Annotated in this window: 1 tRNA gene and 1 rRNA gene; both read right to left on the bottom strand. The window is 49.7% G+C overall.

Annotated elements, in window-relative coordinates:
- Positions 1-11: 11 nt before the first annotated feature.
- Positions 12-85: transfer RNA gene (locus G498_RS0110020), tRNA-Ile, on the bottom strand.
- 84 nt (positions 86-169) lie between these two features.
- A 16S ribosomal RNA gene (locus tag G498_RS0110025) occupies positions 170-1,615 on the bottom strand; the annotation flags it as partial.

Below are 1,615 nucleotides of genomic sequence, written 5' to 3' on the forward strand. Positions count from 1 at the left end.
GCTTAAAAAAGTAGTCCCGGGCAGACTCGAACTGCCGACCCCTACATTATCAGTGTAGTACTCTAACCAGCTGAGCTACGAGACTCTGTATTTAAGTTATTTTTTGAACTAACAGCGAGAGTAATCCCTAATCTTTCGCAAAAAAACACGACTTTAATCATTTCTCTAGAAAGGAGGTGTTCCAGCCGCACCTTCCGGTACGGCTACCTTGTTACGACTTAGCCCCAGTTACTAGTTTTACCCTAGGCAGCTCCTTGCGGTCACCGACTTCAGGTACCCCCAGCTTCCATGGCTTGACGGGCGGTGTGTACAAGGCCCGGGAACGTATTCACCGCATCATGGCTGATATGCGATTACTAGCGAATCCAGCTTCACGGAGTCGAGTTGCAGACTCCGATCCGAACTGAGAACGGCTTTGAAGATTCGCTCCTGCTCGCGCAGTGGCTGCTCTCTGTACCGTCCATTGTAGCACGTGTGTAGCCCAGGACGTAAGGGCCGTGATGATTTGACGTCATCCCCACCTTCCTCACGGTTTGCACCGGCAGTCTTGTTAGAGTTCCCGGCATGACCCGATGGCAACTAACAATAGGGGTTGCGCTCGTTATAGGACTTAACCTGACACCTCACGGCACGAGCTGACGACAACCATGCAGCACCTTGAAAGACGTCCGAAGAAAAAACTGTTTCCAGTCCTGTCGTCTCCCATTTAAGCCCTGGTAAGGTTCCTCGCGTATCATCGAATTAAACCACATGCTCCTCCGCTTGTGCGGGCCCCCGTCAATTCCTTTGAGTTTCACACTTGCGTGCGTACTCCCCAGGTGGGATACTTATCACTTTCGCTTAGCCACTCAGATTGCTCCAAACAGCTAGTATCCATCGTTTACGGCGTGGACTACCAGGGTATCTAATCCTGTTCGCTCCCCACGCTTTCGTCCATCAGCGTCAATAAACTTGTAGTAACCTGCCTTCGCAATTGGTATTCCATGTAATATCTAAGCATTTCACCGCTACACTACATATTCTAGTTACTTCCAAGTAATTCAAGCCCTACAGTATCAATGGCCGTTCCATCGTTAAGCGATGGGCTTTCACCACTGACTTATAAGGCCGCCTACGGACCCTTTAAACCCAATGATTCCGGATAACGCTTGGATCCTCCGTATTACCGCGGCTGCTGGCACGGAGTTAGCCGATCCTTATTCTTACGGTACCGTCAAGTTCCTACACGTAGGAGTGTTTCTTCCCGTACAAAAGCAGTTTACACACCATAGATGCTTCATCCTGCACGCGGCATGGCTGGTTCAGACTTGCGTCCATTGACCAATATTCCTCACTGCTGCCTCCCGTAGGAGTCTGGTCCGTGTCTCAGTACCAGTGTGGGGGATCTCCCTCTCAGGACCCCTACCCATCATCGTCTTGGTAAGCCGTTACCTTACCAACTAACTAATGGGACGCATGCTCATCTTGTACCGTTGGAACTTTAATTATAAAACCATGCGATTTCATAATGCTATGAGGTATTAATCCAAATTTCTCTGGGCTATCCCTCAGTACAAGGCAGATTGCATACGCGTTACGCACCCGTGCGCCGGTCTCAAATTAGCAAGCTAATTCT

Source organism: Flavobacterium suncheonense GH29-5 = DSM 17707 (assembly GCF_000430025.1).
Classification (GTDB): Bacteria; Bacteroidota; Bacteroidia; order Flavobacteriales; family Flavobacteriaceae; genus Flavobacterium; species Flavobacterium suncheonense.